Genomic DNA, 880 nt, shown 5'->3' on the forward strand with positions numbered 1-880 from the left:
GGCCACCAACACTTGCGGCGAAGCTGCCTCCTGCTGTTGTGGGTCCATGTCGATTGACTTGTTAAGGCTCATTGGCGTGGAAGCTCGATGAGCTTTTCGTGGTATTCGCACTCAATGAACGGCATATTGTCTGGGATGGCTACCGGCCGAACACCCGTCTTCTTCATCGCCTCCAAAAAGGCGCCAAAGTCGCATTCAACCCGCACATGAGTTCGACCATAGCCCATGCCGGTAGAAAAGGCTTCTGCAGCCATTCCTTCATAGTCAACCCGAAAACCATAGCCCCAGCCGGGGTCAGCAACCGCATAGCCGGGATTGGCCTTAATCTCCTGACGCGTGGGCGGTGTGACACCTGTGAACTGCTTGAAGGTGAAACGGCCTTCGGCGTCAGTGCGCGTTTCGAAGGGACTCAAACAGGGTCGGCGACCGAAGAAATAGCCGCGGTCGGCGCACCCTGTAATTTGTGCACCCATGAGAGGGCGACCTCCCATTAACAACCTGCCCTCGATCACACCCTCGACAGGTTCCCACGCGGCGAAGGAGGGTGTCGCGACCACCAGCAAGCAAGCGACAAGGAGCTTGGGTCGGATTGAGCGAAGTGCCGGTGAGATGCCTTGATGAGCCTTAACGTTTGAGATGAGAGGCGTGACCCGGCTTGCCGGGGTACGTCCTCTCGATGGAAGGGTTAGACCGCGCGACGTGTGCTCGCCCTTCAACTTTGATGGATTGTGGCGCCATGTCATTGAGCTCGATTTGTGCGGAAGCCGCAGTGACGACAGGACGAGGCGAAAACACTTGCAGAACCTCCCTCAGTGTTTTCAAAATGCCCACAGAAAAGCTTGCTGCACTGAGGACAACGGCTGGTCGCACGCCCCAGGCC

The 880-nt window shown here is 57.4% G+C and carries 1 protein-coding gene and 1 pseudogene; both read right to left on the reverse strand.

Going from position 1 to position 880, the window contains the following annotated elements; translation table 11 throughout:
* Positions 1 to 68: 68 nt before the first annotated feature.
* Positions 69 to 473 carry a hypothetical protein gene (locus tag AC1DWI_RS24785; RefSeq protein ID WP_477668254.1) on the reverse strand — a complete coding sequence of 135 codons (405 nt, stop codon included), beginning with the start codon at positions 471 to 473 and terminating at the stop codon, positions 69 to 71.
* A 151-nt stretch (positions 474 to 624) separates the two neighbouring features.
* A pseudogene (locus AC1DWI_RS24790) lies at positions 625 to 880 on the reverse strand (hypothetical protein); the annotation flags it as partial.

It is taken from the genome of Polaromonas sp. P3_C2 (assembly GCF_056402675.1).

Bases quoted from the DNA above. Each gene is read 5' to 3' on its own strand.
- AC1DWI_RS24785 (WP_477668254.1), bottom strand. From the start codon at position 473: ATGGGTGCACAAATTACAGGGTGCGCCGACCGCGGCTATTTCTTCGGT.